The organism is Pseudomonas asplenii (assembly GCF_900105475.1).
GTDB classification, from domain to species: domain Bacteria; phylum Pseudomonadota; class Gammaproteobacteria; order Pseudomonadales; family Pseudomonadaceae; genus Aquipseudomonas; species Aquipseudomonas asplenii.
The window spans coordinates 2,782,192-2,806,296 of the sequence record NZ_LT629777.1 but is presented as its reverse complement, the minus strand read 5'-3'; the positions used below and the strand labels follow the sequence as shown (position 1 = coordinate 2,806,296).

The 24,105-nt window shown below is 61.3% G+C and carries 19 protein-coding genes; 5 read left to right on the top strand and 14 right to left on the bottom strand.

Features of this window, described 5'->3' with window-relative positions; all coding sequences use genetic code 11:
* Nucleotides 1-242: 242 nt before the first annotated feature.
* Genes BLU37_RS12820 through BLU37_RS12805 form a run of 4 tightly spaced genes read right to left on the bottom strand, consistent with a single transcriptional unit; the run spans nt 243 to nt 4,567 of the window.
* A complete protein-coding gene (locus tag BLU37_RS12820; RefSeq protein WP_090205374.1) occupies nt 243-665 on the bottom strand; it encodes a group I truncated hemoglobin in 423 nt (140 codons plus the stop codon).
* On the bottom strand, nt 665-1,531 hold the full coding sequence (locus BLU37_RS12815) for a DUF3034 family protein (RefSeq protein ID WP_090205372.1): 867 nt from the start codon (nt 1,529-1,531) through the stop codon (nt 665-667). The genes BLU37_RS12820 and BLU37_RS12815 overlap by 1 nt, the downstream gene beginning before the upstream one ends.
* A 5-nt stretch (nt 1,532-1,536) precedes the next feature.
* Entirely contained in the window at nt 1,537-3,894 is a 2,358-nt protein-coding gene (locus tag BLU37_RS12810; protein ID WP_090205369.1) for a bifunctional diguanylate cyclase/phosphodiesterase, read from the bottom strand.
* Complete coding sequence (locus BLU37_RS12805) at nt 3,878-4,567, bottom strand: methylamine utilization protein (RefSeq protein WP_172833019.1); 690 nt, start codon at nt 4,565-4,567, stop codon at nt 3,878-3,880. Before BLU37_RS12805 ends, BLU37_RS12810 begins: the two co-directional genes overlap by 17 nt.
* A 296-nt stretch (nt 4,568-4,863) precedes the next feature.
* On the opposite strand from BLU37_RS12805, the gene lon reads away from it, so the two are divergent.
* The 4 genes from lon (at nt 4,864) to cmoB (ending at nt 9,633) form a co-directional block, all read left to right on the top strand.
* The gene (gene lon, locus BLU37_RS12800; protein ID WP_081354352.1) at nt 4,864-7,299 is read left to right on the top strand and encodes an endopeptidase La; all 2,436 of its coding nucleotides are present in this window, start codon (nt 4,864-4,866) and stop codon (nt 7,297-7,299) included.
* A gap of 125 nt (nt 7,300-7,424) precedes the next feature.
* Nucleotides 7,425-7,817, top strand: a complete 393-nt coding sequence (locus BLU37_RS12795) for a protease inhibitor I42 family protein (protein WP_090205365.1) — start codon at nt 7,425-7,427, stop codon at nt 7,815-7,817.
* 119 nt (nt 7,818-7,936) lie between these two features.
* Entirely contained in the window at nt 7,937-8,680 is a 744-nt protein-coding gene (gene cmoA / locus BLU37_RS12790) for a carboxy-S-adenosyl-L-methionine synthase CmoA (protein ID WP_090205362.1), read from the top strand.
* Complete coding sequence (cmoB, locus tag BLU37_RS12785) at nt 8,677-9,633, top strand: tRNA 5-methoxyuridine(34)/uridine 5-oxyacetic acid(34) synthase CmoB (RefSeq protein WP_010450259.1); 957 nt, start codon at nt 8,677-8,679, stop codon at nt 9,631-9,633. Before cmoA ends, cmoB begins: the two co-directional genes overlap by 4 nt.
* Before the next feature lie 104 nt (nt 9,634-9,737).
* Here the strand turns inward: cmoB and tadA are convergent, their stop codons facing one another.
* The 7 genes from tadA to treP all read right to left on the bottom strand — a co-directional run bounded on the left by tadA (nt 9,738) and on the right by treP (nt 19,075).
* On the bottom strand, nt 9,738-10,229 hold the full coding sequence (gene tadA, locus BLU37_RS12780) for a tRNA adenosine(34) deaminase TadA (RefSeq protein WP_010450258.1): 492 nt from the start codon (nt 10,227-10,229) through the stop codon (nt 9,738-9,740).
* Nucleotides 10,229-11,605: a multicopper oxidase family protein gene (locus BLU37_RS12775; RefSeq protein WP_090205358.1), complete on the bottom strand. Its 1,377-nt coding sequence runs from the start codon at nt 11,603-11,605 to the stop codon at nt 10,229-10,231. Before BLU37_RS12775 ends, tadA begins: the two co-directional genes overlap by 1 nt.
* Before the next feature lie 118 nt (nt 11,606-11,723).
* A complete protein-coding gene (locus tag BLU37_RS12770) occupies nt 11,724-12,026 on the bottom strand; it encodes a PTS transporter subunit EIIB (protein WP_090205355.1) in 303 nt (100 codons plus the stop codon).
* Nucleotides 12,027-12,028: 2 nt separating this feature from the next.
* Nucleotides 12,029-14,563 carry a phosphoenolpyruvate--protein phosphotransferase gene (gene ptsP / locus BLU37_RS12765; RefSeq protein WP_090205352.1) on the bottom strand — a complete coding sequence of 845 codons (2,535 nt, stop codon included), beginning with the start codon at nt 14,561-14,563 and terminating at the stop codon, nt 12,029-12,031.
* A gap of 63 nt (nt 14,564-14,626) precedes the next feature.
* The gene (locus BLU37_RS12760) at nt 14,627-15,850 is read right to left on the bottom strand and encodes a maltoporin (RefSeq protein WP_090205350.1); all 1,224 of its coding nucleotides are present in this window, start codon (nt 15,848-15,850) and stop codon (nt 14,627-14,629) included.
* Nucleotides 15,851-15,954: 104 nt separating this feature from the next.
* Nucleotides 15,955-17,601: an alpha,alpha-phosphotrehalase gene (treC, locus tag BLU37_RS12755; RefSeq protein ID WP_090205347.1), complete on the bottom strand. Its 1,647-nt coding sequence runs from the start codon at nt 17,599-17,601 to the stop codon at nt 15,955-15,957.
* A gap of 31 nt (nt 17,602-17,632) precedes the next feature.
* Nucleotides 17,633-19,075, bottom strand: coding sequence for a PTS system trehalose-specific EIIBC component (gene treP / locus BLU37_RS12750; RefSeq protein ID WP_090205344.1), 1,443 nt, complete (start codon nt 19,073-19,075; stop codon nt 17,633-17,635).
* A 223-nt stretch (nt 19,076-19,298) separates the two neighbouring features.
* Between treP and treR the strand changes: the two genes are divergently transcribed.
* The gene (gene treR / locus BLU37_RS12745; protein ID WP_090205341.1) at nt 19,299-20,003 is read left to right on the top strand and encodes a trehalose operon repressor; all 705 of its coding nucleotides are present in this window, start codon (nt 19,299-19,301) and stop codon (nt 20,001-20,003) included.
* A 19-nt stretch (nt 20,004-20,022) separates the two neighbouring features.
* Here treR and BLU37_RS12740 read toward each other — a convergent pair whose 3' ends face one another.
* From BLU37_RS12740 to guaA, 3 genes are all read right to left on the bottom strand, one after another.
* Nucleotides 20,023-20,541: a helix-turn-helix transcriptional regulator gene (locus BLU37_RS12740; RefSeq protein WP_010450243.1), complete on the bottom strand. Its 519-nt coding sequence runs from the start codon at nt 20,539-20,541 to the stop codon at nt 20,023-20,025.
* Nucleotides 20,542-21,185: 644 nt separating this feature from the next.
* The gene (locus BLU37_RS12730) at nt 21,186-22,277 is read right to left on the bottom strand and encodes a hypothetical protein (RefSeq protein ID WP_090205336.1); all 1,092 of its coding nucleotides are present in this window, start codon (nt 22,275-22,277) and stop codon (nt 21,186-21,188) included.
* Between the two features lie 169 nt (nt 22,278-22,446).
* Nucleotides 22,447-24,024, bottom strand: a complete 1,578-nt coding sequence (gene guaA, locus BLU37_RS12725; RefSeq protein WP_010445700.1) for a glutamine-hydrolyzing GMP synthase — start codon at nt 24,022-24,024, stop codon at nt 22,447-22,449.
* Nucleotides 24,025-24,105: the final 81 nt, after the last annotated feature.

Here is a 24,105-nt window from a genome sequence, read left to right as displayed (position 1 = left end):
CCAGGAGGCCGCCTTTTTCATGCATGTTGTTCCGTCCTGAATAAGGTTTACACCTTCTGAGGGGCCGGCATGACAGCACCTACGGCCCGATATTAGCCCACTACAACCTACCGCCGCTGGATCCACCCGAACCCTGCAAAGCGCCGACAAGCCTGTAACAGATCCGCGCGGATGCGCGGTCAGAGTGTCGGGGCGCCGAACCGCCGCGAAAGGGCCAGCAGCCCCAACACCCTCAACTCGGCCTAGTGCTCGATCACCTCACCACGCATCGGCGCCAGCCGCACGATCAGGCGGTTCTGCACCCGTACCGGAATGCCCTGTTCATCCATCGCGGCGATCAGGTCTTCTACCAGCGCATTGAAATCGCTGCGGCTGACGTTCTGGCCCTTGTGGCTGTCGGCCATGGTATCGCCGGTATAGACACACGGCCCGCCCGCCTCCACGCAGAACTGCTCGACCAGCTTGTTGCGCAGGCGCACGATGTCGATCTTGCGAAAACGCTCGGAAATCCGTGGGTCGTGGGCGATTTTCAGCAACATGCCCTCGACGATCCGGGTGATCCCCGCGCGTTCGCCAAGGTCACGGTAAAGGCTGTCATCCTTGGGTGGCTGCTGGGCGCACCCGGCCAACAGGAAAGCCACCAGCAACAGTTTCAGAGCCCGCATCAGAAACTCCCCTGGACGGACAGATAGGTGCCGTTCTGGTTATCCAGCGTGGCGATTTCGCCCAGCCGGGCATAGGCCAGGACAAAGGACACATGTTTGTTCGGAAAGTAGCCGATGAACACGTCGGCCCAATCGCTTTCCCCAGCGAATGAAAGGTTGTCCGGCTTCTCGCGGTATTCCACCCCCAGCGCCCAGCGCGGGTTGAACAGCACGGCCACGGAGCCTTCCTTGAGCACGCTGCGGGTGTCGCGACGATCACCGCCAAAACCCATCAGCCCCAGCTCGTTGGCTCGGCTGTAGCGCAGGCCGCCGTTGACCAGCACGTTGTAGCCAAAGGCCGCGCCCATGAACAGGCGGCTGGCGGCCAGGTAACCCTCGACATCCTGGTCACGCTTGGCACCGACCAGTTCGGGAATGTCGAAGTTGGTCTGGTGCTTGTACTCCAGCCCCAGCGACACCTGCGGCAGGGTGTCGTAGATCAGGTCGCCGAACAGCCGGACCTTGAGCCCGATGATGTCCTGTCCCAGGTGGTCCTCGGGCAGGTTGAGCTTGTGCACCAGCGACCCCAGGTCGAAGCGCTGGCGGGCGAAAGACACTTCCACCCGGTTGTCATAGGAGGCCGCCAGCCCGGCCACATCCAGCCGGTAGTCGGGGATATTGACCGTGGTGGCGAATGCCGTGGCGCTCCACTCGTTCTTTTCGCCATAGCCGGTCAGCACCGCCCAGGGCGTGATACCACCGCCCGCCGTACCTTCGAGGCTACTGGCGCCGCCGGTGGCGATCAGGCGACCGTTATCGGCCTCGGCAACATTGATTCCCAGGCCGATCAGACCCAGCAGGCACATCAGGGAATAACGACGTTTCATAACAATCAGTGAACCATGGCGGACGGTGAATTCAGGGGTTGTGCGATCCAGCTCTCGAACGCCGCCGCACTCAGCGGACGGCTGATCAGGTAACCCTGGGCAGTATCGCAATGCCAACGCTCCAACAAGCGTAGGCTGTGTTCGTACTCGACGCCCTCGGCGACCACCTTCAGCCCCAGGTTGTGGCTCATTTCGATGGTCGAACGGACGATCACCGCGTCCTCGCTGGTTTCATCCAGATCGCGCACAAAGGACTGGTCAATCTTCAGTTCCTGCACCGGCAGGCGCTTGAGGTGCGCCAAGGAAGAATAGCCGGTGCCGAAGTCGTCCACCGACAGGCTGATGCCACAGGCCCGCAAGCGCAGCAGAACCTCAAGCGCCAGCTCCGGTTCACGCATCACCGCGCTTTCGGTGATTTCAAAGATCAGCTGTTCGGCCGGCAGGTCGTACACCTTGAGCAAGGCCGATACCCGTTCGGACAAGTCCCCGGAAAGCAGGTCTTCGGCGGAAATATTCAGCGACAACTGCAGGCGCAAACCGCGCTGGTTCCACTCCGCCAGTTGGCGCATGCCTTCTTCGATCACCCAGCGGGTAAGCAGCTGGATGCTGCCGGTCCGTTCGGCGAGGGTGATGAATTCAGCCGGCGAGACCATGCCGAAGTGCGGATGCTGCCAACGCAGCAAGGCTTCGGCCTGGCGTACCACGCCCTGGCGGATATCCAGTTTTGGCTGGTAGTGCAGCAGCAGTTCGCCATTACCTGCGGCATGGCGTAGGTCGCGGATCAGGGTGATCTGCCGGCGGTGGGCCAGGTCTCGCCCCTGCTCGTAGATCTGCAGACGCCCAGGCATCTGCGCGGCATCCTTCATGGCGATGGCGGCACGGTCAAGCAGTTGCTCCACCTCCTGGCCGTCTTTCGGAAACGCGGCGATGCCCATCCGGCAATCCAGTGCCAGGTCATGGTCATTGATGCGTTGGGGCTTGAGCAACAGTTGCTGGATCTGGTCGGCTACCGCTACCGCACCATCGCTGCCGACGTTTTGCAGCAACAGGAGAAACTCGCCGGAAATCAGGTGCGCGACCGTATCGCCCGCCCGCAGATTCGCCTGAAGACGCTTGCTGACACTCTGCAACACCTGATCGACCGCGCCAGGACCGCCGGTCTCGTTGATGGTGCGCAGGTTATCGATGTCCAGGTAGACCACCGCCACCGGCCGCCCGGCGGCGATCGCACTGCCCAGCCGCTCGGTTGCCAGTGCCCGGTTGGGCAGGCCGGTGAGGCGATCGTGCAAGGCGTAGTGGGCCAATTGCTGCTCACGTTCGGCGATGGCGCCCTGCATGGTATTGAACACCCTGGCCAGCAGCCCCAGTTCATCGCTGCGCCGCAAGACCACCGGGGTCTGGTAGTCGCCCTGGGCGATACGTTCGGCGGCCTGGGCCAGCGCGCGCACCGGCTGCGAGACCCCGCGTGCCAGCAGCAAGGCACCGACCAGCGAGGCCAGCAACGAGATCAGCGCAACCACCAGAATTTTCTCATCCAGTGGTGCAAACGCCTGCATTGCGGCATCCAGCGGGCTCTGCAACAGGGCGATGACCTGGCTGTCGTTGCTATCGCTGGCACTGGCCAGCCGGAGCGACTGGCTGAGGAAGTTCTGGCTGAGGTGTTCGGTCATCTGCATCTGATGGCCGGAGGAAGCTTCGAGCATCAGCGGAATGATGCTCGAAGCCAGCGAGGCCGGCTGGGTGCTGACCAGTTCGCCCGCTTGCTGGTGGTCGACCGTGAGGAACGACACCTCAAGGTTGGTCAATGAGCGCAGTTGCGAGGCAAAGGCGTTGTCCATGGAAAAACCCATCACCACCCGGGCAATCGGCAGTGGCGCCAAAACCTGCGCCTCGACCAGCAGGTGCGGCTTGCCCAGCAACGGCACGATCACGGCCGATTGCCGGTTGCGCCGGGCATCGCGCAGGGCCTGATCGAAGCGGAACGGCGTGCCGTCGGGCGTATCGCTGAGCGTACTGGCCATGACCGTGCCGTCCATGCTCAACAGGATCATGTCGCTGGCGTTGATGCGTTTACCGTGATTGATCAGTACCGAACGAATGGTCGCCGAGTCGCCACTGGAGACTGCATCGCGGAAACCGAAATCCGCCGCCAGCAGTTGCACACCGTCACCCAGGCGCCGGCTTTGCACGTCCAGCAGCCGTTCGAAAACCCGTGTACCGACGGCCAACTGCGTGCGCGCCTGGCTCTGCACCGCTTCGTTGGTGGCCACCTTGACACTTAAGTACAAGGCACCCACCACCACCAGCAACAGCAGGGTAATGACGACGGCGATCCGCGCCTGAAAACTACTGCGCAGGTTCACTGATAGCTTTATTGAAAGCATCACCAAAGGCACTCGGTGCTGGCGCCGACGGAGCATCCGGCGAGAGCGGTTGGATCGTCAGGCTGAAGCGCTGCTTGAGGCCCGTAGCCGGCACATCGATTTCACCGCCCGATTGCGGCTGCATATCCGCCACCTGCGGATGCCAGAGGGTCACGCGGTAATGACCGGCGGGCAGCTTGTCGACGACGATCCCCCCACTGTCGTTGCTGGTCGCAAACCAGGGGTCATCGGTGACGTAGATGTAACCGAGCATCCAGTCGTGAATATTGCAGCCCAGCACGACCACACCGGGCTTGTCGAACAGCACCGGATCCGACGGTGTGCCTTCATACAGGCGCAGTTCAAAGCGCTTGGGTTGCGAGAAAGAATAGACCTGATGGCGGATGTTGTCGCTGTTGGGAAACTTGACCTGGGTCCCGGTGTGCACCGCCAGGACATGGGGCACGTACTGCTTGTCGCGCTGGTCCATGTCGGCCTTCAGGTTGTAGGCCACCGACGAGGCGTTCCCCTGCAAAGTCAGTACCGCCCCCACCAACGGCTTGCCCTGTTGGTCGACGATCTCGGCCTGCAGATCGGCGGCGTAACTCGGGTTGCTGGAGAACAATCCGGCAACACATAGAAACAATACAGATAGGGAGGTCTGGCGGGCCATGCAGCAACTACTCATAAGTTCGTTCAAAAATGGCCTGCCCTGACACACAGGGATCAGCAAGTGCAGATTACCGGGGTGCGGGCAGAAGATCACGACAAAAATAAGGCATTTGGCCACTATTTATGGCGCACCGACTCACGGCTCGCACCTGTGAAAAACTTCTACATAAAAACAAATTATGTACAGGTCTATTGTCGAGCTATCGGCCGATTTGACCAAAGCTATAGCAGCGGACCATTGAAACCGCCACTCGATCTCCCCATCTAACTTGCATACTCCACTGTGCAGGTGCCCCAATGAGCAACCAGCAAGAATTCCCCGATCACCCGACCCAGCAAGCCGACGCACAAGACCATCACGATGCCGCACACGACGATGGCAAGCCTTCCGGCACCAGCCTCGCCCTGCCCGGACAGAACCTGCCGGACACGGTCTACATCATCCCGATCCACAATCGTCCGTTCTTCCCGGCACAGGTACTGCCGGTCATCGTCAATGAGGAACCCTGGGCCGAAACCCTGGAGCTGGTGAGCAAGTCCGAGCATCATTCCCTGGCACTGTTCTTCGTCGACACCCCGACCGAAGACACCCGCCACTTCGATACCAAGAGCCTGCCGGAGTACGGCACCCTGGTGAAGGTGCACCATGCCAGCCGCGAGAGCGGCAAGCTGCAGTTCGTGGCCCAGGGCCTGACCCGCGTGCGTATCCGCACCTGGCTCAAGCACCATCGCCCACCGTATCTGGTGGAACTGGAATACCCGCACCAGCCGAGCGAGCCGACCGACGAAGTGAAGGCCTACGGCATGGCCCTGATCAATGCGATCAAGGAACTGCTGCCACTCAATCCGCTGTACAGCGAAGAGCTGAAGAACTACCTCAACCGCTTCAGCCCCAACGATCCGTCGCCGCTGACCGACTTCGCCGCCGCCCTCACCTCGGCCACCGGCAATGAGTTGCAGGAAGTCCTCGACTGCGTGCCGATGCTCAAGCGCATGGAGAAAGTTCTGCCGATGCTGCGCAAGGAGGTCGAGGTCGCGCGCCTGCAGAAAGAAATCTCTGCCGAGGTGAACCGCAAGATCGGCGAGCACCAGCGCGAGTTCTTCCTCAAGGAACAACTCAAGGTCATCCAGCAGGAACTGGGCCTTACCAAGGACGACCGCAGCGCCGACATCGAACAGTTCAAGCAACGCCTGGAAGGCAAGACCCTGCCGGCCCATGCGCAAAAGCGCATCACCGAGGAAATGGGCAAGCTGGCGATCCTCGAAACCGGCTCGCCGGAATACGCCGTCACCCGCAATTACCTGGAGTGGGCTACCGCCGTGCCCTGGGGCGTGTACGGCGAAGACAAACTGGACCTCAAGCACGCGCGCAAGGTGTTGGACCAGCATCACGCCGGCCTGGATGACATCAAGTCGCGGATTCTCGAATTCCTCGCCGTCGGCGCCTACAAGGGCGAGATCAGCGGCTCCATCGTGCTGCTGGTGGGCCCGCCCGGCGTGGGCAAGACCAGTGTCGGCAAATCCATCGCCGAATCCCTCGGCCGGCCGTTCTACCGTTTCAGCGTCGGCGGCATGCGCGACGAGGCAGAGATCAAGGGGCATCGGCGCACCTACATCGGCGCCCAGCCGGGCAAGCTGGTGCAGGCGTTGAAGGACGTCGAGGTGATGAACCCGGTGATCATGCTCGACGAGATCGACAAGATGGGCCAGAGTTACCAGGGCGACCCGGCCTCGGCTCTGCTGGAAACCCTCGATCCGGAGCAGAACGTCGACTTCCTCGATCATTACCTGGACCTGCGCCTGGACCTGTCGAAAGTACTGTTCGTCTGCACCGCCAACACCCTGGACTCGATACCCGGGCCGTTGCTCGACCGCATGGAAGTGATTCGTCTGTCGGGTTACATCACCGAGGAAAAACTGGCGATCGCCAAACGCCACCTGTGGCCCAAGCAACTGGAAAAGGCCGGCGTGGCGAAAAGCAGCCTGTCCATCAGCGATGGCGCCCTGCGCGCGGTGATCGAGGGCTACGCCCGCGAAGCCGGTGTGCGTCAGTTGGAAAAACAGCTGGGCAAGCTGGTGCGCAAGTCGGTGGTCAAACTGCTGGATGCGCGCGACAGCGTCATCAAGATCGGCCACAAGGACCTCGAAGCCTCACTGGGCATGCCGGTGTTTCGCAACGAACAGGTACTCAGTGGCACCGGTGTGATCACTGGCCTGGCCTGGACCAGCATGGGCGGTGCCACCTTGCCGATCGAAGCGACGCGCATCCATACCCTCAATCGCGGCTTCAAGCTGACCGGGCAATTGGGCGATGTCATGAAAGAGTCGGCGGAAATCGCCTACAGCTACGTCGGTTCGCACCTCAAGCAGTTCGGTGGTGATCCGCGCTTCTTCGACGAGGCTTTCGTCCACCTGCATGTGCCGGAAGGTGCCACGCCCAAGGACGGCCCCAGTGCCGGGGTAACCATGGCCAGCGCCCTGCTGTCCCTGGCCCGCAACCAGCCGCCGAAAAAAGGCGTGGCCATGACCGGCGAACTGACCCTGACCGGGCATGTGCTGCCCATCGGTGGCGTGCGCGAGAAAGTCATCGCGGCACGCCGGCAGAAGATCCATGAGCTGATCCTGCCGGAAGCCAACCGGGGCCACTTCGAGGAGTTGCCGGACTACCTCAAGGAAGGCATGACCGTACATTTCGCCAAGCGTTTTGCCGACGTAGCAAAAGTACTGTTCTGACGCCTGCGCCAGGGTAGCGAACGGTTTCGCCGTGGGTTCTTCGCCCGCGGCGAGGCCGTTGGCCACGATGGCATCCGTCGCTTCTTGGGTTATGCTCCAGCATCGCTGTAATGATTGGAGACACTATGACCGCGACTCGTTTGTTGCTTCCGTTAAGCCTTGTGCTACTCACCGCCTGCGTGCAGCAACCGCGCCAGAACGTGACCCTGGAAAACCAGAGCGAATGCCCGATGCAGCTCAAGACCGGGCAGAACATGATCCTCAGCCTGCCGAGCAATCCCACCACAGGTTATCGCTGGGCCATCCAGGACTCCGCTGGCGGCGTGCTGAAAAGCCTGGGCCCGGAGGTCTACCACACCCCGGAAAACAGCGATGTGATCGGCGCCGCCGGCCAATCGACCTGGCGCTTCCAGGCCTTCGCCAGCGGCACCGGCCGCCTGCGCCTGACCTATCAGCAACCCTGGGAACCGGAAGTCCCGCCAGCGGAAAGTTTCGACTGCCCTATCGTGGTGAACTGACAGGCCGTGGTTGATTCAAGGCAGCAATGCCCATCACAGCGCTTTATCCGACAAACCGCGCATCCCGGCGCCAACTTGGCTAAAATGCCGACCCTTTTTCGATTGTCGCCGGAATCGCCGTGAGCAAAGACCCCGATCGCCTTTTCGCCCAGCCCCTGGCCCAGGTGCCGGACTTCGCCTTCAACGAAGATGTGGTGCGGGTGTTCCCGGACATGATCAAGCGTTCCGTTCCCGGTTACCCGACCATCGTCGAGAACCTCGGTGTGCTCGCTGCCGAGTTCGCCCAGCCGGGCAGCGTGCTCTACGATCTGGGCAGCTCCCTCGGCGCGGTGACCCAGGCGCTACGCCGGCATGTGCGCAGCGACGGCTGCAGGGTGATCGCAGTGGATAACTCCGCGGCGATGGTCGAGCGCTGCCGCCAATACCTCAACGGCCAGGACTCGATGTTCCAGGAATTGTTGCCGGTGGAGGTGATCGAAGGCGATATCCTTGCCCTGGAGTTCCAGCCGGCCTCGGTGGTGGCGCTGAACTTCACCCTGCAGTTCATCGCGCCCGAACAGCGCCTGGCACTGCTCGGCCGCATCCGCCAGGCGCTGCTGCCCGGTGGTGCATTGATCCTCTCGGAGAAGCTGCGCTTCAACGATGCCGAGGAACACACACTGCTCACCGACCTGCATATCGCCTTCAAGCGTGCCAACGGCTACAGCGAACTGGAGATCGCCCAGAAACGCAGTGCCATCGAAAACGTGATGAAACCCGACAGCCTCGAAGAACACCGCGAACGCCTGCTGGCGGCGGGTTTCTCGAAAGTCGTGCCCTGGTTCCAGTGTCTTAACTTTGCCTCGTTGATTGCCCTGCCATGATTGATCTGTCCCCCCTCGCCAGCCGTCTGGCACGTACTCCCCTGGCCGAATGGGCCAACAGCCTGCAAGCCCGGCTCGATACCCGGCTGGAAAAAGGCCACGGCGACCTGGAGCGCTGGCAGGGTGCTCTCGATGCGCTGCCGCCATTGACGCCGACGACAATCGACCTGTTGAACGGCCTGACCCTGGACAGCGACTGTGACGACGCGACCCGGGCCCAGGTGCGCAGCGCACTGATGGGGCTGAGCCCGTGGCGCAAGGGACCGTTCGACCTGTTCGGGGTGCATGTCGACACCGAATGGCGTTCGGACTGGAAGTGGTCACGGGTCGCCCCGCATCTGGACCTCAAGGGCAAGCGTATCCTCGATGTCGGTTGCGGCAACGGCTACTACATGTGGCGCATGCTCGGTGCCGGTGCCGACACGGTGATCGGCGTCGACCCGAACTGGCTGTTCTTCTGTCAGTTCCAGGCGGTGCAGCGCTACCTGGCGCAGAGCGCAGCCTGGCACCTGCCGTTCCCGTTCGAGGACCTGCCGGCCAACCTGGAAGGTTTCGACACGGTGTTTTCCATGGGGGTGTTCTACCATCGGCGTTCGCCCATCGAACACCTGCTGGCGTTGAAGGACTGCCTGGTCAAAGGTGGCGAACTGGTATTGGAGACCCTGGTGATTGGTGGCGATGTGAACCAGGTGCTGGTGCCCGAGGACCGCTACGCGCAGATGCGTAATGTCTGGTTCCTGCCGTCGGTCCCGGCACTGGAACGCTGGTTGCGGCGGGCCGGGTTCAGCGAGGTGCGCTGCGTGGACGTGAGCGTCACCAGCGTCGAGGAACAGCGCGGGACCGAGTGGATGAAGTACCAGTCCTTGAGCGACTTCCTTGATCCAACCGACCATAGCAAGACCATCGAAGGCTTGCCGGCGCCGATGCGCGCGGTGATCGTCGCCCGCAAGTAGGCCTGTGGCCGGCTGGTTTGTGTGACAAATGGGCTTGTCTGCCAACCAGGCTCATAGGCAACTGAGCCCGCTCGCCACGCAAGCACAGTTGCCACAAGGGCCAGTCAGGCCTTGCTGCGACGAGCCTTGAAGAATTCGCTGAGAAGGGTCCCGCACTCCTCGCCAAGCACCCCACCCTCGAACAGCACCCGGTGGTTGAGAAAGCCCTGGGTGAAGAACTGCCCCTGACTCTGCACCACCCCGGCCTTGGGCTCCAGAGCACCGTAGACCACCCTGGCGATCCGCGAATGGACAATCAGCCCGGCGCACATGCTGCACGGTTCCAGGGTCACGTAGAGCGTGCTGCCCGGCAGCCGGTAGTTGCTCGCGGCCTGCGCCGCCGCACGGATGGCGACCATCTCGGCATGGGCGCTCGGGTCGCTGCCGCTGATCGGACAATTGAAGCCCCGTCCAATGATCTCACCGCCCTGGACCAGCACTGCGCCCACCGGCACTTCACCCAGCGCTGCGCCCTGGGCCGCCAGCGTCAATGCCTCGCGCATGAAGTCCTGGTCGCGGCTGCGATCGATGATCGCGGCGGGACGAATCTGCCGCATCACGCCACCTCGATGGCGGCCATCAGGCCGGTTTCCATATGATCGATCACATGGCAATGGAACATCCACACACCCGGGTTATCGGCCACCAGGGCGACCTGGGCGCGTTCGTTCTTGCCCAGCAGAAAGGTGTCGGTAAAGTACGGGATGATCGTCCGACGGTTCGAGGCAAGCACCTTGAAACTCATGCCGTGCAAGTGGATCGGATGTTGGTACTGGGTCATGTTCTTCAGTTCGAAAATGTAGCTCTTGCCCTTCTCCAGCTTGGCGATGGGCCGATCGGCGCAGGTCTTGTCGGTGATGTCCCAGGCCTTGCCGTTGATCTGCCAGAGGCTGGGCGGCTTGCCATTATCGACGTTCACCGAAACCGAGCCAACCCATTCGAAATTGAAGTTGAGCTTTTCGGCATTGGCCAGGTCCGGCTCGGCAATCGGATTGGGCAGCAACGCCGGCGGCCATGGGCTCGGCGCGTCGGTATTGGCCACCGAGCGGAAAGTGCCGAGCCGAACCGGACCGTTGCGCAGGGCCAGTTCTTCGCCCGCCGCCGGTGCCTTGATCGCCAGGCAGATGCGCATACCGGGACCAAGCCAATATTCCTTGCCCAAGGGCCTAGGTTCGACGGGGTTGCCGTCCAGGGCATAGATCTGCGCCTCGGCATCAGGAATGTTGATGCGGTAGGTCACGGTGTTATCGAGATTGAGCAGACGCACGCGGGTAATCTGCCCGGCCGGCAGGTCGACCACGGCCTGCGGCACACCATTGATCGTCGACAGGCGTCCCGCCGTGCCGCCACGAGCGGCCTCGCGGGGGATGCTGAACGGCACGAAGGCGCCCTCTTCGTCGACATGCCAGCTTTTCAGGCTGACGGTACGCTCGTAACGAAAACCGGTGGGTTCGCGCTCCTCGATGATCAGCGGCCCGACCAGCCCACGGCCCAACTCCTCGCTACTGCTGACATGCGGGTGGTACCAGTAGCTGCCGGCATCCGGCACGCGGAATTTGTAGTCGAAATACTCGCCGGGTAACACCGGTAGTTGCGAAACGTACGGGACGCCGTCCATCTCCAGTGGCAGGCGGATGCCGTGCCAGTGAATGGTGGTCGCCACCGGCAGATGGTTGATGAACCGCACCCGCAACCATTCACCCTGGCGCACCCGCAGTTCGGTGCCCGGTGCCGTAGGCCCGAAGGCCCAGGCCGGGGTCTGGTGTCCGGCTACCAGCTCGACGTCCAGCGGTGCGGCGATCAGTTCATAGTCATGCCCGGCCTCGGCATCGGCCATTTTCCCGAGCCAGTAGCGCGAAGCCCCACCGGCTCCTACACCCACTCCCGCAAGGCCGACCAGGCCACCGAGTATTTGTCGACGGGAAAAAGACATGAACCCAACCACCTCACCGAATCAGCCGCAAGCCCACGGCCCGCAAAAGGCGAATACGATACACCCGCAGTTGGGAAACGGTAAGGCCGGGGCGGCAATGAGCCGCAAGACCCAAGCGTCAACCCAGCCCCACCAATAGATGAACCACGCCACCGGACAAGGCCATTACCCCCGGTACGCCCGCGCTACGCAGCGCCGCCTGATCGATCTGCCGGGCATCGTGCAGCTCGATTCGCCAGCGCGTCAGCGCGACTCGCTGAAGGGACTTGAGATTGTCCTGACCACCCAGCGCCGCCAGGACCGGCTCAGCCAGTGCCGCAGTTGGCGGCGCCGCGTCGGGCCTGGTCACGGCCACCGGCGGCTCGGCGACCAGGTCCGGGGTCAGCGCCTTCCAGAATGCCCGCGTGAATGTTTCGAACATGTTCAGTGCTCCAGGACCGGCACACCTGCCGTCGATTGTTGATGATGACGCAGCAGTTCGCGGACCTGCTCCGCGCTTTCCTGAGCGAGAATTCGCTGCGCCAGCGCCTGGCACTCTTGCAATCTGACCTCACGTATCGCCGCCTTGATCGACGGGATCAACGGCACGCTGACCGACAGTTCATCTACCCCCAGTCCGAGCAGCGCCGGCACCGCCAGCACCTCGGAGGCCAGTGCGCCACAAACGCCCACCCACTTGCCATGGGCATGGGCGGCCTTGACGGTACCGGCGACCAGCCGCAGCACCGCCGGGTGCAGGCTGTCGGCCTGGCAGGCCAGTTGCGGATGATCGCGGTCCATCGCCAGGGTGTATTGGGTCAGGTCATTGGTGCCGATGGAAAAGAAGTCCACCTCGGGGGCGAACAGATCGGCCATCAGCGCCGCCGCAGGCACCTCGATCATGATGCCCAGCTTCGGCGGTTCGGCGATGCCCAACGCTCGGGCCTCTTCGGCCAGCAGCAGACGGGCCTGACGCAACTCGGCCAACTGGGTGATCATCGGCAACATGATATGCAGCCGGGCATGCCCGGCACAGGCGAGAATCGCCCGCAATTGCTGACGCAGCAGCTCGGGGCGCTGCAGGCACAAGCGAATGCCGCGCATGCCGAGAAACGGGTTGGCTTCACTCTCCATCGGCACATAGGCCAGGGGTTTGTCGCCCCCGACGTCGAGGGTGCGCACCACCAGGTTACGCGCCGGTCCCAGGGCCCGGGCAATCGCCGAGTAGGTCGTCCCTTGCTCCTCGACACTCGGCGCGTGGCTGCGCTCCAGATAGAGGAATTCCGAGCGCAACAAACCGACGCCTTCGCCGCCAAGCGCCAGGGACTGTTCGACCTCCTCCAGCGAGGCGACATTGGCCGTCACCTCGATCTGTCGACCGTCGCGAGTGAAGGCTGGCTGATGGGACAGCTCACTGTCGCGCTGACGGCGTTCACGCTGCTGCTGACGCTTGACCAGCAGTTGCTGGACGTCCGCCTCCTCGGGCTTGAGGTGCAACTGTCCGAGATCGGCGTCGAGCAATACCTGGGTGCCATTGGCGACATCCAGCACCTGCGCCGGCAGCCCACACAACGCCGGCAGACCGGAGGCCCGGGCGAGGATCGCGACATGGCTGGTGGCACCCCCGCCGACCGTGGCGAAGCCCAGTACCCGACGGGTATCCAGGCCAGCGGTCTGTGACGGGGTGAGCTGGTCGGCGATCAGGATGCTATCGTCCGGCAGTTCCGCTACACGTTCCTCGACACCCAGTATCACCCTGAGCACCCGCAGGCCGACATCCACCAGGTCCAGGGCGCGCTCGACGAGCAAGTCATTGCCAAGCAGCCGGAACAAGTCCGCCGTTTCATCGGTGGCGGTACGCCAGGCAAACGCCGCGCTCTTGCCCTGCGCCAGCAACGAGCGGGCCCGCTCCAACAGTTCCGGGTCTTCCAGCAACTCCTGGTGAGCCTGGAAGATGCCGAGCTGAGCACTGTCCACCGCGCAGTCGCGCAACGCCTGCAAGGCCAGGGTTGCCTGTTCCAACGCATGGTCCAGAAGCGCAGTCTCATGAGCCACGCCATTCCCCGCTTCCTGAATACTCAGCGGCGGTTCGGACAGTTGCACGACACGGCCGAACGCCGCCCCCGGCGAAGCGCAGACACCCCGCAGCAAGGTCAGAGCCGCCTCCTCGGGAGCACTGAAGGTTTCCAGGACCGTGTCGGCCGTGATGGTTTCGCCGCAACCGTCGACAATCAGCGGCACCAACGCATCGATAGCGGCCTGTGCGTCCTCACCCACCGCACTGATCTGCAAGGCATCACCCAGGGCGGTCTGCAAGGCCATGATCGCCACCAGCGACTTTGCATTGGCGCTGGTCGGCCCCTTGTGCAACTGAATACTGGCGCGAAAACCTTTCGCGGCCTGCGCCAACACCGCTGCCGGGCGGGCATGCAGGCCATTGGCATTGAGCAGGATCAGCACCCTGGAAAACAGCGCCTCGCCCTGCTCCTGCGGCAACGGTTCGTCAGTGGGCGCCGATAGCCCCAGGTGCAGCAGCGGCTGACCATTGTCGACCGTATCCTGCAGCGTGTCCGCCAGCGTGAAGGGTTCGCCACTGACCACCAGCACCAGCGTCAACAGGCTGCGGGCATGCAATGCCAGGTAGTCGGCATCGAATTCGATCAGGGCCTGTCCCGTCTCGACCCGCTCGCCTTGAGCAACCTTGGCAGTAAAACCCTTGCCCGCCAGATTCACGGTGTCCAGGCCAATATGCATCAACACCTGCACGCCGCGCTCGTCGGTAATGCTGATGGCGTGCCCGCTGTCCTGGAGATTGCTGACCACCCCGGCCAGGGGCGCACAGAGCACACTGGACGTCGGATCAATGCACACACCATCGCCGATCAGCCGGCCGGAGAATACCGGATCAGGCACCTGGTCCAGTCGCATCAGCACCCCGGACAGCGGTGCAAGCAGCTCCAGGGAAGGGGTTGTGGTCATGACATCACCTTTTATCGTTATTCTCAGACGTGCCAAGGAGACGCTCGCCCCCACGGCATGGACTTACTTCCACCAGTACTCGACCTGCACACCGACGTTGGAGCCGTGCAGCGCATTGCCGAATGCCCCGCTGTCGGACAGTGCGGAACCGGCCGCAAGCTCGTTGGCGGCGCGTCTTGCCGCTTCGTTCCAACGGGCGTAGGTGTAGTAGAGGCGAACCTCGGGGCGTGCCCAGAAATCCGGGCCCTTGGGCGACCAGGTGGGCGCGAAGGTGAACTTGCTGAGCTTGCGGGTACCGCCTGGCGCCTCGATCTGATCGTGCCCCAGCTCGGTGACCAGCTTGAACTGCTCGGTGAGCGCATAGGCCGGACGTATTCCCAGGGAAATCCAGTTCTGATCCTGGCCGTCGGGACGGATGTCCTTCTGGTACACCGCCTCGACCTGACCGCCAAAACGCGGCGTCAGTTGCCAGTCGAAGAACTCCACCGCCCGGTAGCTCTTGCTGCTGGTGTCCAGCCGTGGGTCGCCGGTATAACCCAGGCCGGTCCCCGGCCCCTCACCGTATTGCAGGGCGAACTTGTTCTTGCCACCCAGGAAATTCGCCTGCACGTGTTGCGCGGTGACCGCCCAGCCCTGGTGGGTATCGCTGCGCCGAGGCGCATCGATGTAGCTGAAACCGAACTCCAGCTCGCCATCGAGATTGCTCTTGAAACCCGCGACGTTGAAGTCATGGCGATTGAGGTAGTCCTTCTGGTACAGGTTGTCCTTGCGCGAGAAGGCATAGCTGTACTTGAGATCGCCGATCCGCACATCCTCGATGCCGCCACCGGTGGCGCTCTGGTTCCAGTAGTAGAAGTCGGAAATATGGATGTCGTTGCGTTTGTAGTAGCGCCGCCCGGCCCACAACGAGCCGCCATTGAGCGACGGCAGATTGGACCACTGGGCATACATCTGCGGCATACGTGCCGAGCCGTTCTCGCCATCGAAGCTCAGGTTGCGGCCATAACGGTTGTACAGCGAGGCCATGGCGTCGACACTCAATACCGAGCCGTCATCAAGGGTCAGCAGGTCCTGACGCAGTTCCAGTTCGGCATACTGTTCGCATTCGTTGCCCAGGCGGTACTTGGAGGGTGCCCCCGGCAACTGGAAACAGCTTTGCTGGCCGCCACTGGTCGAGCCGCCAATCCCGCTGCGCAGGTATCCGGCGAACTCCAGGGCTTGAGCCGGAAACGGCAGCCCGAGACAGACACAGGACACCAACAGACCTCTATTTATTATTGTTTTCATGAATCCCCCGTTCCCATTGTTTTTATTGTGATCCGTGCTCGATTGTCGGGTGCGACCTGCCGCGATACGACCTACTGAAAACTGCAGTTGATGAACGACGTTTCCTATTTTTCTGACAGATACAACGCAAAAGACTCATAGGGCCGCAGGAACATTTCCCGCCCGCGGACCGGACAATCCGCGTAGTTGCCGATCAACAGGCGCTGCTGCCCTGCCCCGAAAATTCCCGTCGGCAGAACGATCTCGCAGCTGTCGGCGTAGAAGTTGTTGACCACCAGCAGACGCTCGCACCGGCCTTCGCGCACATAGGCCCAGACCTGCGGATGCTCAGGTAGCAGTTGGCGGTAGACGCCTTCGACCATCAGTGCCTCGCTGCGCCGCAACGCCACCAGGCGGCGGTAGTGATGCAGCACCGAATCCGGATCCTCAAGCTGCTGCTCGACATTGATCCAGGCTGCATTCGAGGGCACGCCGATCCACGGCTGCGCCGTACTGAAGCCGGCATTCGGACCGGCATTCCATTGCATCGGCGTACGAGCGTTATCACGGGACTTCTGCATGATCGCCGCCATGCTCTGCTCCGGCGATTGGCCAGCCTCGCGCTGGATGCGATGAATATTCAGGGTCTCGACGTCGCGGTACTGGTCGATGTGTTCGAAACCCGGGTTGGTCATGCCCAGTTCTTCGCCCTGATAGATGTAGGGCGTGCCCTGGAGAAAGTGCAGCGCGGTGGCAAGCATCTTGGCCGAACGCACGCGATACTCGCCGTCGTCGCCAAAGCGAGAGACCACTCGCGGCTGGTCGTGGTTACACCAGAACAAGGCGTTCCAACCGCCACCAGCCTGCATGCCCAGTTGCCAATCGGAGAGGATGCGCTTGAGTTCGAGAAAGTCGAAATCGGCCCGCACCCACTTTTCCATGTTCGGGTAATCGACCTTCAGGTGATGGAAGTTGAAGGTCATCGACAACTCTTGCGACTCCGGTCGCGAGTAGCGGATGCAGTGCTCCAGGCTGGTGGAGGACATTTCGCCGACATTGATCAGGTCATGGCCGGCAAACACTTCCCGGTGCATTTGCTGCAGATACCGGTGAACGTTCGGCCCATCGGTATAGAAGCGCCGCCCATCGGAGGCATCTTCGGGAAAGTCCGCTGGCTTGGAGATCAGGTTGATCACGTCCAGGCGGAAACCGCCCACACCCTTGTCGCGCCAGAAGCGCATCATCCTGAAGACCTCTTCGCGCACCCTGGGATTGTCCCAGTTCAGGTCAGCCTGGGTGTGATCGAACAGGTGCAGGTAGTACTGGCCGGTTTGTGCCTCGTACTCCCAGGCATTGCCACCGAACTTCGATTGCCAGTTGTTCGGCTGGTCGCGCCAGATGTAGAAGTCGCGATACGGGTTGTCCAGGCTGCTGCGGGCCTGCTGGAACCAGGCATGCTCGATGGAGGTGTGGTTGACCACGATGTCGAGCATCAGCCGGATCCCGCGCTGGCCGGCCTCGGCTATAAGCAACTCGCAATCGGCCATGGTCCCGTAGATCGGGTCTACGGCATAGTAATCGCTGATGTCATAACCATTATCGCGCTGCGGCGAGCGCAGGAACGGCGTGAGCCACAGGCAGTCGACACCCAGCCACCGCAGGTAGTCGAGTTTGTCGACCACCCCCAACAGATCGCCAGTCGCCAAACCTGCATGGCTGTGAAAGCTCTTCGGGTAGATCTGGTAGATCACCGAACGTTGCCAGTCTTGCATGGAGATTCCCTTGTCGTCGGTAGAGTGGGTATCAGGCGACGCGATAGCCTGGCCGCACGATTTTCAGGCTCAACGCACAGGTGAGCGCAAAGGGCACGAGCATCGCGACAGCCATGCCGACGATGAATACCGTGATGGAGTGCGGGACGATCGAGATGAATCCCGGCAAGCCACCAACCCCGATGGCCGAGGCCAGGACCTTGTTCAGAGACAGGAACACGCAGGCGATCGCCGAGCCGGCCAATGCGGCATAGAAGGGGAATTTGTAGCGCAGGTTGACGCCAAACATCGCCGGCTCCGTGATGCCGAAGTAGGCGGAAATCGCCGAGGTCGAGGCCATGCTGCGATCTCGTGCATTGCGGCTCATGTAGAACACCGCGAGGGCCGCGCTGCCCTGTGCCAGGTTGGACATCACGATCATTGGCCAGATGAAGGTACCGCCATGACCGGAGATCAGTTGCAGGTCCACCGCAAGAAACATGTGATGCATGCCCGTGATCACCAGCGGCGCATACAACAGGCCGAACACCGCACCACCCAGCGCCGGGGCCACATCGAACAGCCAGACCATGCCTTCAGTGATCAGAATACCCAGGTGACGGGTCACCGGACCGATGATCGCCAGGGCCAGGACGCCAGTGACGACAATGGTGGTGATCGGTACCACCAGCAGTTGAATGGCATTCGGTACCCGTGCCCGCAGCCATTTCTCGATCACGCTCATGACGTACGCAGCCATGAGAATCGGCAGGATCTGCCCCTGGTAGCCGACCTTCTCGATCCGGAACCAGCCGAAGATATCGAAGTACGGCAGGCTCTGGCCGTCGAGGCCGGCGACCGCCTTGCCGTAGTTCCAGGCGTTGAGCAGATCAGGGTGGACCAGCATCAGGCCGAGCACGATACCGAGGATCTCACTGCCGCCGAAACGCTTGGCTGCCGACCAGCCGACCAGCGCCGGCAGGAACACGAAGGCGGTGTTGGCCATGAGGTTGATCAGGCTCCACAGCCCCTCCAGCGACGGGTAGGCCTCAAGCAGCGTCTTGCCCTCGATGAACATGCCACTGGCGCCCATGAGGTTGTTCACCCCCATCAGCAGGCCGGCGATGATCAGCGCCGGCAGGATCGGCATGAACACATCGGAGAACACCCGCACCAGGCGTTGCAAAGCGTTGCTCTTGTCGACCCCGGCCTGCTTCACGTCGGCGATGGTCGACGCCGCCAGACCGGTGACCTCACGCAGCGCGGCGTAAACCCTTTCCACCTCGCCTGGGCCGATGACGATCTGGAACAGGCCGCCGGTGAAGAATGAGCCCTTGACCAGATCGATCGCCGACAGGGCGCTCTTGTCGACCTTGTTCGGGTCCTTGAGCGCCAGCCGCAAACGGGTGACACAGTGGGCGGCCTGTTCGAGGTTGTCGGCACCGCCGAGGCTCTGCAGCAGCTCGCGGGCGATATTCGGATAGTCGTGGCTCATGGTTTCTCTTCCGCGCTGATTGTTATTGGAGGTTGTCGCAGCACAGGACAGAAAATACTCGTCTGTACGAGTTAAGGCAACAACTCGTACAGACGAGTCTGCGATATATTGTTAAAAGATTCGACAAATAGACAAAGCCTCGACCTGCCCTTAAGGTTCCATCCCTTGGGCTCCCCCGTTCGCTACGCTGTTAGCGGACGAACTCCGATCCAGAGCGAACACCATGAGCAAATACAACCAGATCTATAGCGATCTGCTTGCCAGCATCACCACCGAGCAATTGGAAAAAGGTGCACGACTCCCCTCCGAAACCGAGTTGATGGACCGCTACCAGGCCAGCCGCGGCACCGTACGCAAGGCCATCGAGCAGTTGCAGGAACGGGGTTTCGCCCAGAAGATCCACGGCAAGGGGACGTTCGTGCTGTCCCGCAGCCCGATCGAATTCCAACTCGGCGGCATCGTCAGTTTCCAGGAAGCCCATTCGAGCATGGGCGGCAGCACCGGCACGGAAGTCGTGGAGTTCAGTGACATTCCCTTGGAAGGTGGCCTGCAGGAGCGTCTACTGGGCGAGCCAGGCAGCCGGGTGATCTGCATCAAGCGGGTACGGCGGCTCGATGGCAAGCGGATCATCCTCGACATCAACCACTTCCTCGTCGACCTGATCCCCGGCCTGACCCGCGAGATCGCCGAGCATTCGATCTACGCCTATATCGAGCAGACCCTGCAACTGAACATCAGCTTCGCCCAGCGCACCATCGAGGCAATGCGATGTGGCAAGGATGACCAGGAACATCTGGATCTGGACGGTGCCAGTCACGTGATCGTGGTGAAGAACCAGACCTTCCTGCAGGATGGCCGGCAGTTCGAGTACACCGAATCGCGGCATACGTTGGACAAGTTCTACTTTTCCGATGTGGCGCGACGCTGAGGCGCTGCCAACCCATCATTCACAACACAAGGGCCAGCAACTCGGGGCTCACCGTGCCGAGCTTGCTGGCGGCCTTGGTGAGGTTCACCTGCTGGGCGGCGCGTGCAGTCTCCAGCAGCCTGGGTTGCAGTTCATAACCCCGGCCATCCAGCCACTCCAGTACCTGCGCCAGATGCCAGACCGATGGACTGCCTTCGTGGACCGCCAGCGGGAAGGTGCTCGAATGGTTGAGCATGAGCTTGCGGATGTTCTGCCGGGACACCCCGGCGATCTCGGCAATGTCAGTGAGCCCGACCAGGTCAGGCACCACTTCGATCAGCCGCGCATCGGGAATGGCCCGCTTGACGTCCTGCAAGGCACTGAGCAGCGCCTGGACGGCGCTTGCGGCGTCCCGGGAAAACGCCAGGGCCAACCGCCCCGGGACTCCGCTGCCGATCAGCGAATCATCACAACCCCATTCGTACAGGCGCTCGATCAGTGCATCCTGGTCATTGTTGTGTTCCGAAAGCTGGTATCTCAGCGTGAATTCATATTCCACGGTGCTACTCCTTGGGTGATGCGGCCAGGGGAACGCCAGCAACACGGTTCATGACACAACCATCCACCACCTGACGCAACCTGCGGGCATGGCTGAAGGCATTACGCGGAGTACAGAAAACACTACTGATGCAGTGATCCTGGCATCGAAACTGCTGGCTGTTGAGTGGGCAATACATCTTTCCCCAGACATGTGAGCCCCCCACACTGATTCGCCACCCTTGTTCCTCCGCGTGCTGCAGAGCCTCCTCGATCGCCTTGATCGCCTTGATCGCCTTGATCGGGTGCCTTGTTCTAGCCATCCATAGCCTCCAGTCTCTCTCTCGCAGGTAAGGTTGTCAATTGACAACTGATCCAGCTTATCGACAAAAAATGACGCAGCCAGCGCGTCAACCCGCGCGGGCTTCGTGAGTGTAGGAAGAGGAAAGAAGCTGGAGGGATCAATGTATTTTCGGGGTATTTCGGAGAATAACAGTGGTAACTTTTCCTACTTAAAAAACTGAAAACAACATGGCATCAGCGTGCTGCCGACTTACGGTTGAGTACCGCATTCTCACAAGACCAACGCACGCCGCGTCCACGGTTCGGCGACAACGATCAGGCGAGGATTATTGCCACCGATATGGACACATGCGCGCCAACAGTTTAAGGCCTGGTAGAGATACCCGTTCGGCTCTGCAGACCGATAACCCGCTCTTCATTATCGAAAAGAAAGTTGTAATGCATAAAGGGCAAGTACCCCGAATTAATATAAGGCTTTGCCTCCGCCGCTTTGAGCGGACGAGTAGAAACGACCTCCGGTCTATAAAGCAACACGTCATGTCCGCCTTTCGCGCCAACCTTTTCAGAAAGGAATTTAAATATCACTTTCGAATCTGTACTGCCTGTGTCGGACAGAACCAGTGCCATCGCTTTTCCCGAGGTGAACACACGCTGCTCGACATCACGCGAGAACACAAAAACATGAGGATCACCGCTGTCGAGAACGGTCGAAGAACACGCGACCTCGGCACCACCCCGCACATTAAGACAGCCGGCCACGGTGCCATTCTTGTCCACTTTCAGACGAGTAAAACCTTTCAACTCGGCCATCGAGGGATCGAGGGTCAACGCGCCAGGCTGATCATCCGCAATAGGGAGTTGCACCACCCAGCGTTCAAACCCAGCAGCAACAAGCGGATTGGGTACCCATTTACCCGCTTGATCAAACAGCCGAATCCCCATGATTGCACCAAACTCCTCGCTGCTGCGGCCATCCACACCTTTTACAAAAGGCGTTGCAGGGTCGAGTTGGGCAACAGGACAGTTCGGCGTGTTCTTGGTACAGAGCAATGTATTGACCACCTGCACAGGGACCGTTCCCAGTGAGCGGCCACCTGCACTGAGGCTTTCGTTTGCCAGGGTGCCCTGCAATTCGCTGCCGCTCTCAAAACTGTAAACCAGCTTTCTGCCGGAAGTGTTCGAGTGGGGGACGACAGCAGAAACAGCCCGTAAACCATTGGAACCCGTATCAAGAATGACATTGGTTTCAGGCCCATCACCTATCCGTAGGCGAACATAGAAAAATCGGTTCCCGGCCACGACCTTGGTCATTACCGGAATAGACAACCCCGAACTGAACGTGACGGTCCCGCTGGAGGGCTCGGTCTGGTCAGACACTCCAACTGCGCGGGTGCCATAACTGGCGCAGCCTGACAAAACAGCGAAAATGGAAAGTATGCCCAGTAACCTCAACATCGCTTTCGCTCCGCTGGAACAACCGAAGAAATGTTATAACACTATCCATTATTGAATATAGAGACTTGATGGGCTGCGAATTTTTCTATAGCCAAAAACGACAATGGCGGTCGACACCAAGGCATCGACCGCCATTGCTTTAGCGTTTTTCGCTTATATCAGGCTGGGATCATTCCCACTCAATAGTCGCCGGCGGCTTGCTCGACACGTCGTAGGTTACGCGGGAAATACCCTCGATCTCGTTGATGATCCGGCCACTGACGGTTTCCAGCAGTTCGTAAGGCAGGTGTGCCCAACGCGCGGTCATGAAGTCGATGGTTTCTACGGCACGCAGGGCCACGACCCAGGCGTAACGACGGCCGTCACCGACCACGCCCACCGATTTCACCGGCTGGAACACCACGAAGGCCTGGCTGACCTTGTGGTACCAGTCGGCCTTGCGCAGTTCCTCGATGAAGATATGGTCGGCGCGACGCAGCAGGTCGGCGTATTCCTTCTTCACTTCGCCCAGGATCCGCACGCCCAGGCCCGGGCCCGGGAACGGGTGACGGTAGACCATGTCGTACGGCAGGCCGAGTTCCAGGCCAAGGCGACGAACCTCGTCCTTGAACAGCTCGCGCAGCGGCTCGACCAGCTTGAGGTTCATCTCTTCCGGCAAGCCACCAACGTTGTGGTGAGACTTGATCACGTGGGCCTTGCCGCTTTTCGCGCCAGCCGACTCGATCACGTCCGGATAGATGGTGCCCTGGGCCAGGTACTTGATGTTGTTCAGCTTGCAGGATTCGGCATCGAACACGTCGATGAAAGTACGGCCGATGATCTTGCGCTTCTTCTCCGGGTCGGCTTCGCCGGCCAGGTTGCTCAGGAACTGCTCTTCGGCGTTGGCACGGATCACCTTGACGCCCATGTTCTCGGCGAACATGGCCATTACCTGCTCACCTTCGTGCAGGCGGAGCAGGCCGTTGTCAACGAAGACGCAGGTCAGTTGATCGCCGATGGCCTTGTGCAGCAGCGCTGCGACCACCGAGGAGTCGACACCGCCGGACAGACCCAGCAGCACGTTGTCGGTACCGACCTGCGCACGGATCTGGGCAATCGCGTCTTCGGCAATTTTCGACGGCGTCCACAACGCTTCGCAGCCACAGATGTCGAGAATGAAGCGCGACAGGATGCGTCCGCCCTGCTTGGTGTGGGTCACTTCCGGGTGGAACTGCACGCCGTAGTAACGCAGGTCGTCGTTGAACATGCCGGCAATCGGGCAGCTCGGGGTGCTGGCCAGGATGTGGAAGTCTTCCGGCATGCGGGTGACCTTGTCACCGTGGCTCATCCACACATCGAGACCGAACAGGCCGTCGGCATCGACGTGGTCTTCGATGCCATCGAGCAGACGGCTCTTGCCGACCACATCGACACGGGCATAACCGAATTCACGCAGCTCGGAACCTTCGACCTTGCCGCCCATCTGTTCGGCCATGGTCTGCATGCCATAGCAGATACCGAAGACCGGTACGCCCAGGTCAAACACCGCCTGCGGGCAGCGTGGGCTGTTGGCTTCATGTACCGACTCGGGGCCGCCGGCGAGGATCACGCCTTTGGGAGCGAATTCGCGAATCGCTTCGTCGTCCATGTCGAACGGATGCAGTTCGCAGTACACGCCGATCTCACGCACGCGGCGGGCGATCAGTTGGGTGTACTGGGAACCGAAGTCGAGGATCAGGATGCGGTGGGCGTGAATGTCGAGGGCCATGGCTCATTCTCGTCTGTGAAATCAGAAACAACACGGGGCTGTCATCAACAGCCCCGGTTCAAATTCGTCAATCGCCTCCCG

Excerpts from the sequence above, each read along its gene's own strand:
- BLU37_RS12820 (WP_090205374.1), bottom strand. The coding sequence starts at position 665 with ATGCGGGCTCTGAAACTGTTGCTGGTGGCTTTCCTGTTGGCCGGGTGC.
- BLU37_RS12815 (WP_090205372.1), bottom strand. The coding sequence starts at position 1,531 with ATGAAACGTCGTTATTCCCTGATGTGCCTGCTGGGTCTGATCGGCCTG.
- BLU37_RS12805 (WP_172833019.1), bottom strand. The coding sequence starts at position 4,567 with ATGGCCCGCCAGACCTCCCTATCTGTATTGTTTCTATGTGTTGCCGGA.
- lon (WP_081354352.1), top strand. The coding sequence starts at position 4,864 with ATGAGCAACCAGCAAGAATTCCCCGATCACCCGACCCAGCAAGCCGAC.
- BLU37_RS12795 (WP_090205365.1), top strand. The coding sequence starts at position 7,425 with ATGACCGCGACTCGTTTGTTGCTTCCGTTAAGCCTTGTGCTACTCACC.
- cmoB (WP_010450259.1), top strand. The coding sequence starts at position 8,677 with ATGATTGATCTGTCCCCCCTCGCCAGCCGTCTGGCACGTACTCCCCTG.
- tadA (WP_010450258.1), bottom strand. The coding sequence starts at position 10,229 with ATGCGGCAGATTCGTCCCGCCGCGATCATCGATCGCAGCCGCGACCAG.
- BLU37_RS12775 (WP_090205358.1), bottom strand. The coding sequence starts at position 11,605 with ATGTCTTTTTCCCGTCGACAAATACTCGGTGGCCTGGTCGGCCTTGCG.
- BLU37_RS12770 (WP_090205355.1), bottom strand. The coding sequence starts at position 12,026 with ATGTTCGAAACATTCACGCGGGCATTCTGGAAGGCGCTGACCCCGGAC.
- ptsP (WP_090205352.1), bottom strand. The coding sequence starts at position 14,563 with ATGACCACAACCCCTTCCCTGGAGCTGCTTGCACCGCTGTCCGGGGTG.
- BLU37_RS12760 (WP_090205350.1), bottom strand. The coding sequence starts at position 15,850 with ATGAAAACAATAATAAATAGAGGTCTGTTGGTGTCCTGTGTCTGTCTC.
- treC (WP_090205347.1), bottom strand. The coding sequence starts at position 17,601 with ATGCAAGACTGGCAACGTTCGGTGATCTACCAGATCTACCCGAAGAGC.
- treP (WP_090205344.1), bottom strand. The coding sequence starts at position 19,075 with ATGAGCCACGACTATCCGAATATCGCCCGCGAGCTGCTGCAGAGCCTC.
- treR (WP_090205341.1), top strand. The coding sequence starts at position 19,299 with ATGAGCAAATACAACCAGATCTATAGCGATCTGCTTGCCAGCATCACC.
- BLU37_RS12730 (WP_090205336.1), bottom strand. The coding sequence starts at position 22,277 with ATGTTGAGGTTACTGGGCATACTTTCCATTTTCGCTGTTTTGTCAGGC.
- guaA (WP_010445700.1), bottom strand. The coding sequence starts at position 24,024 with ATGGCCCTCGACATTCACGCCCACCGCATCCTGATCCTCGACTTCGGT.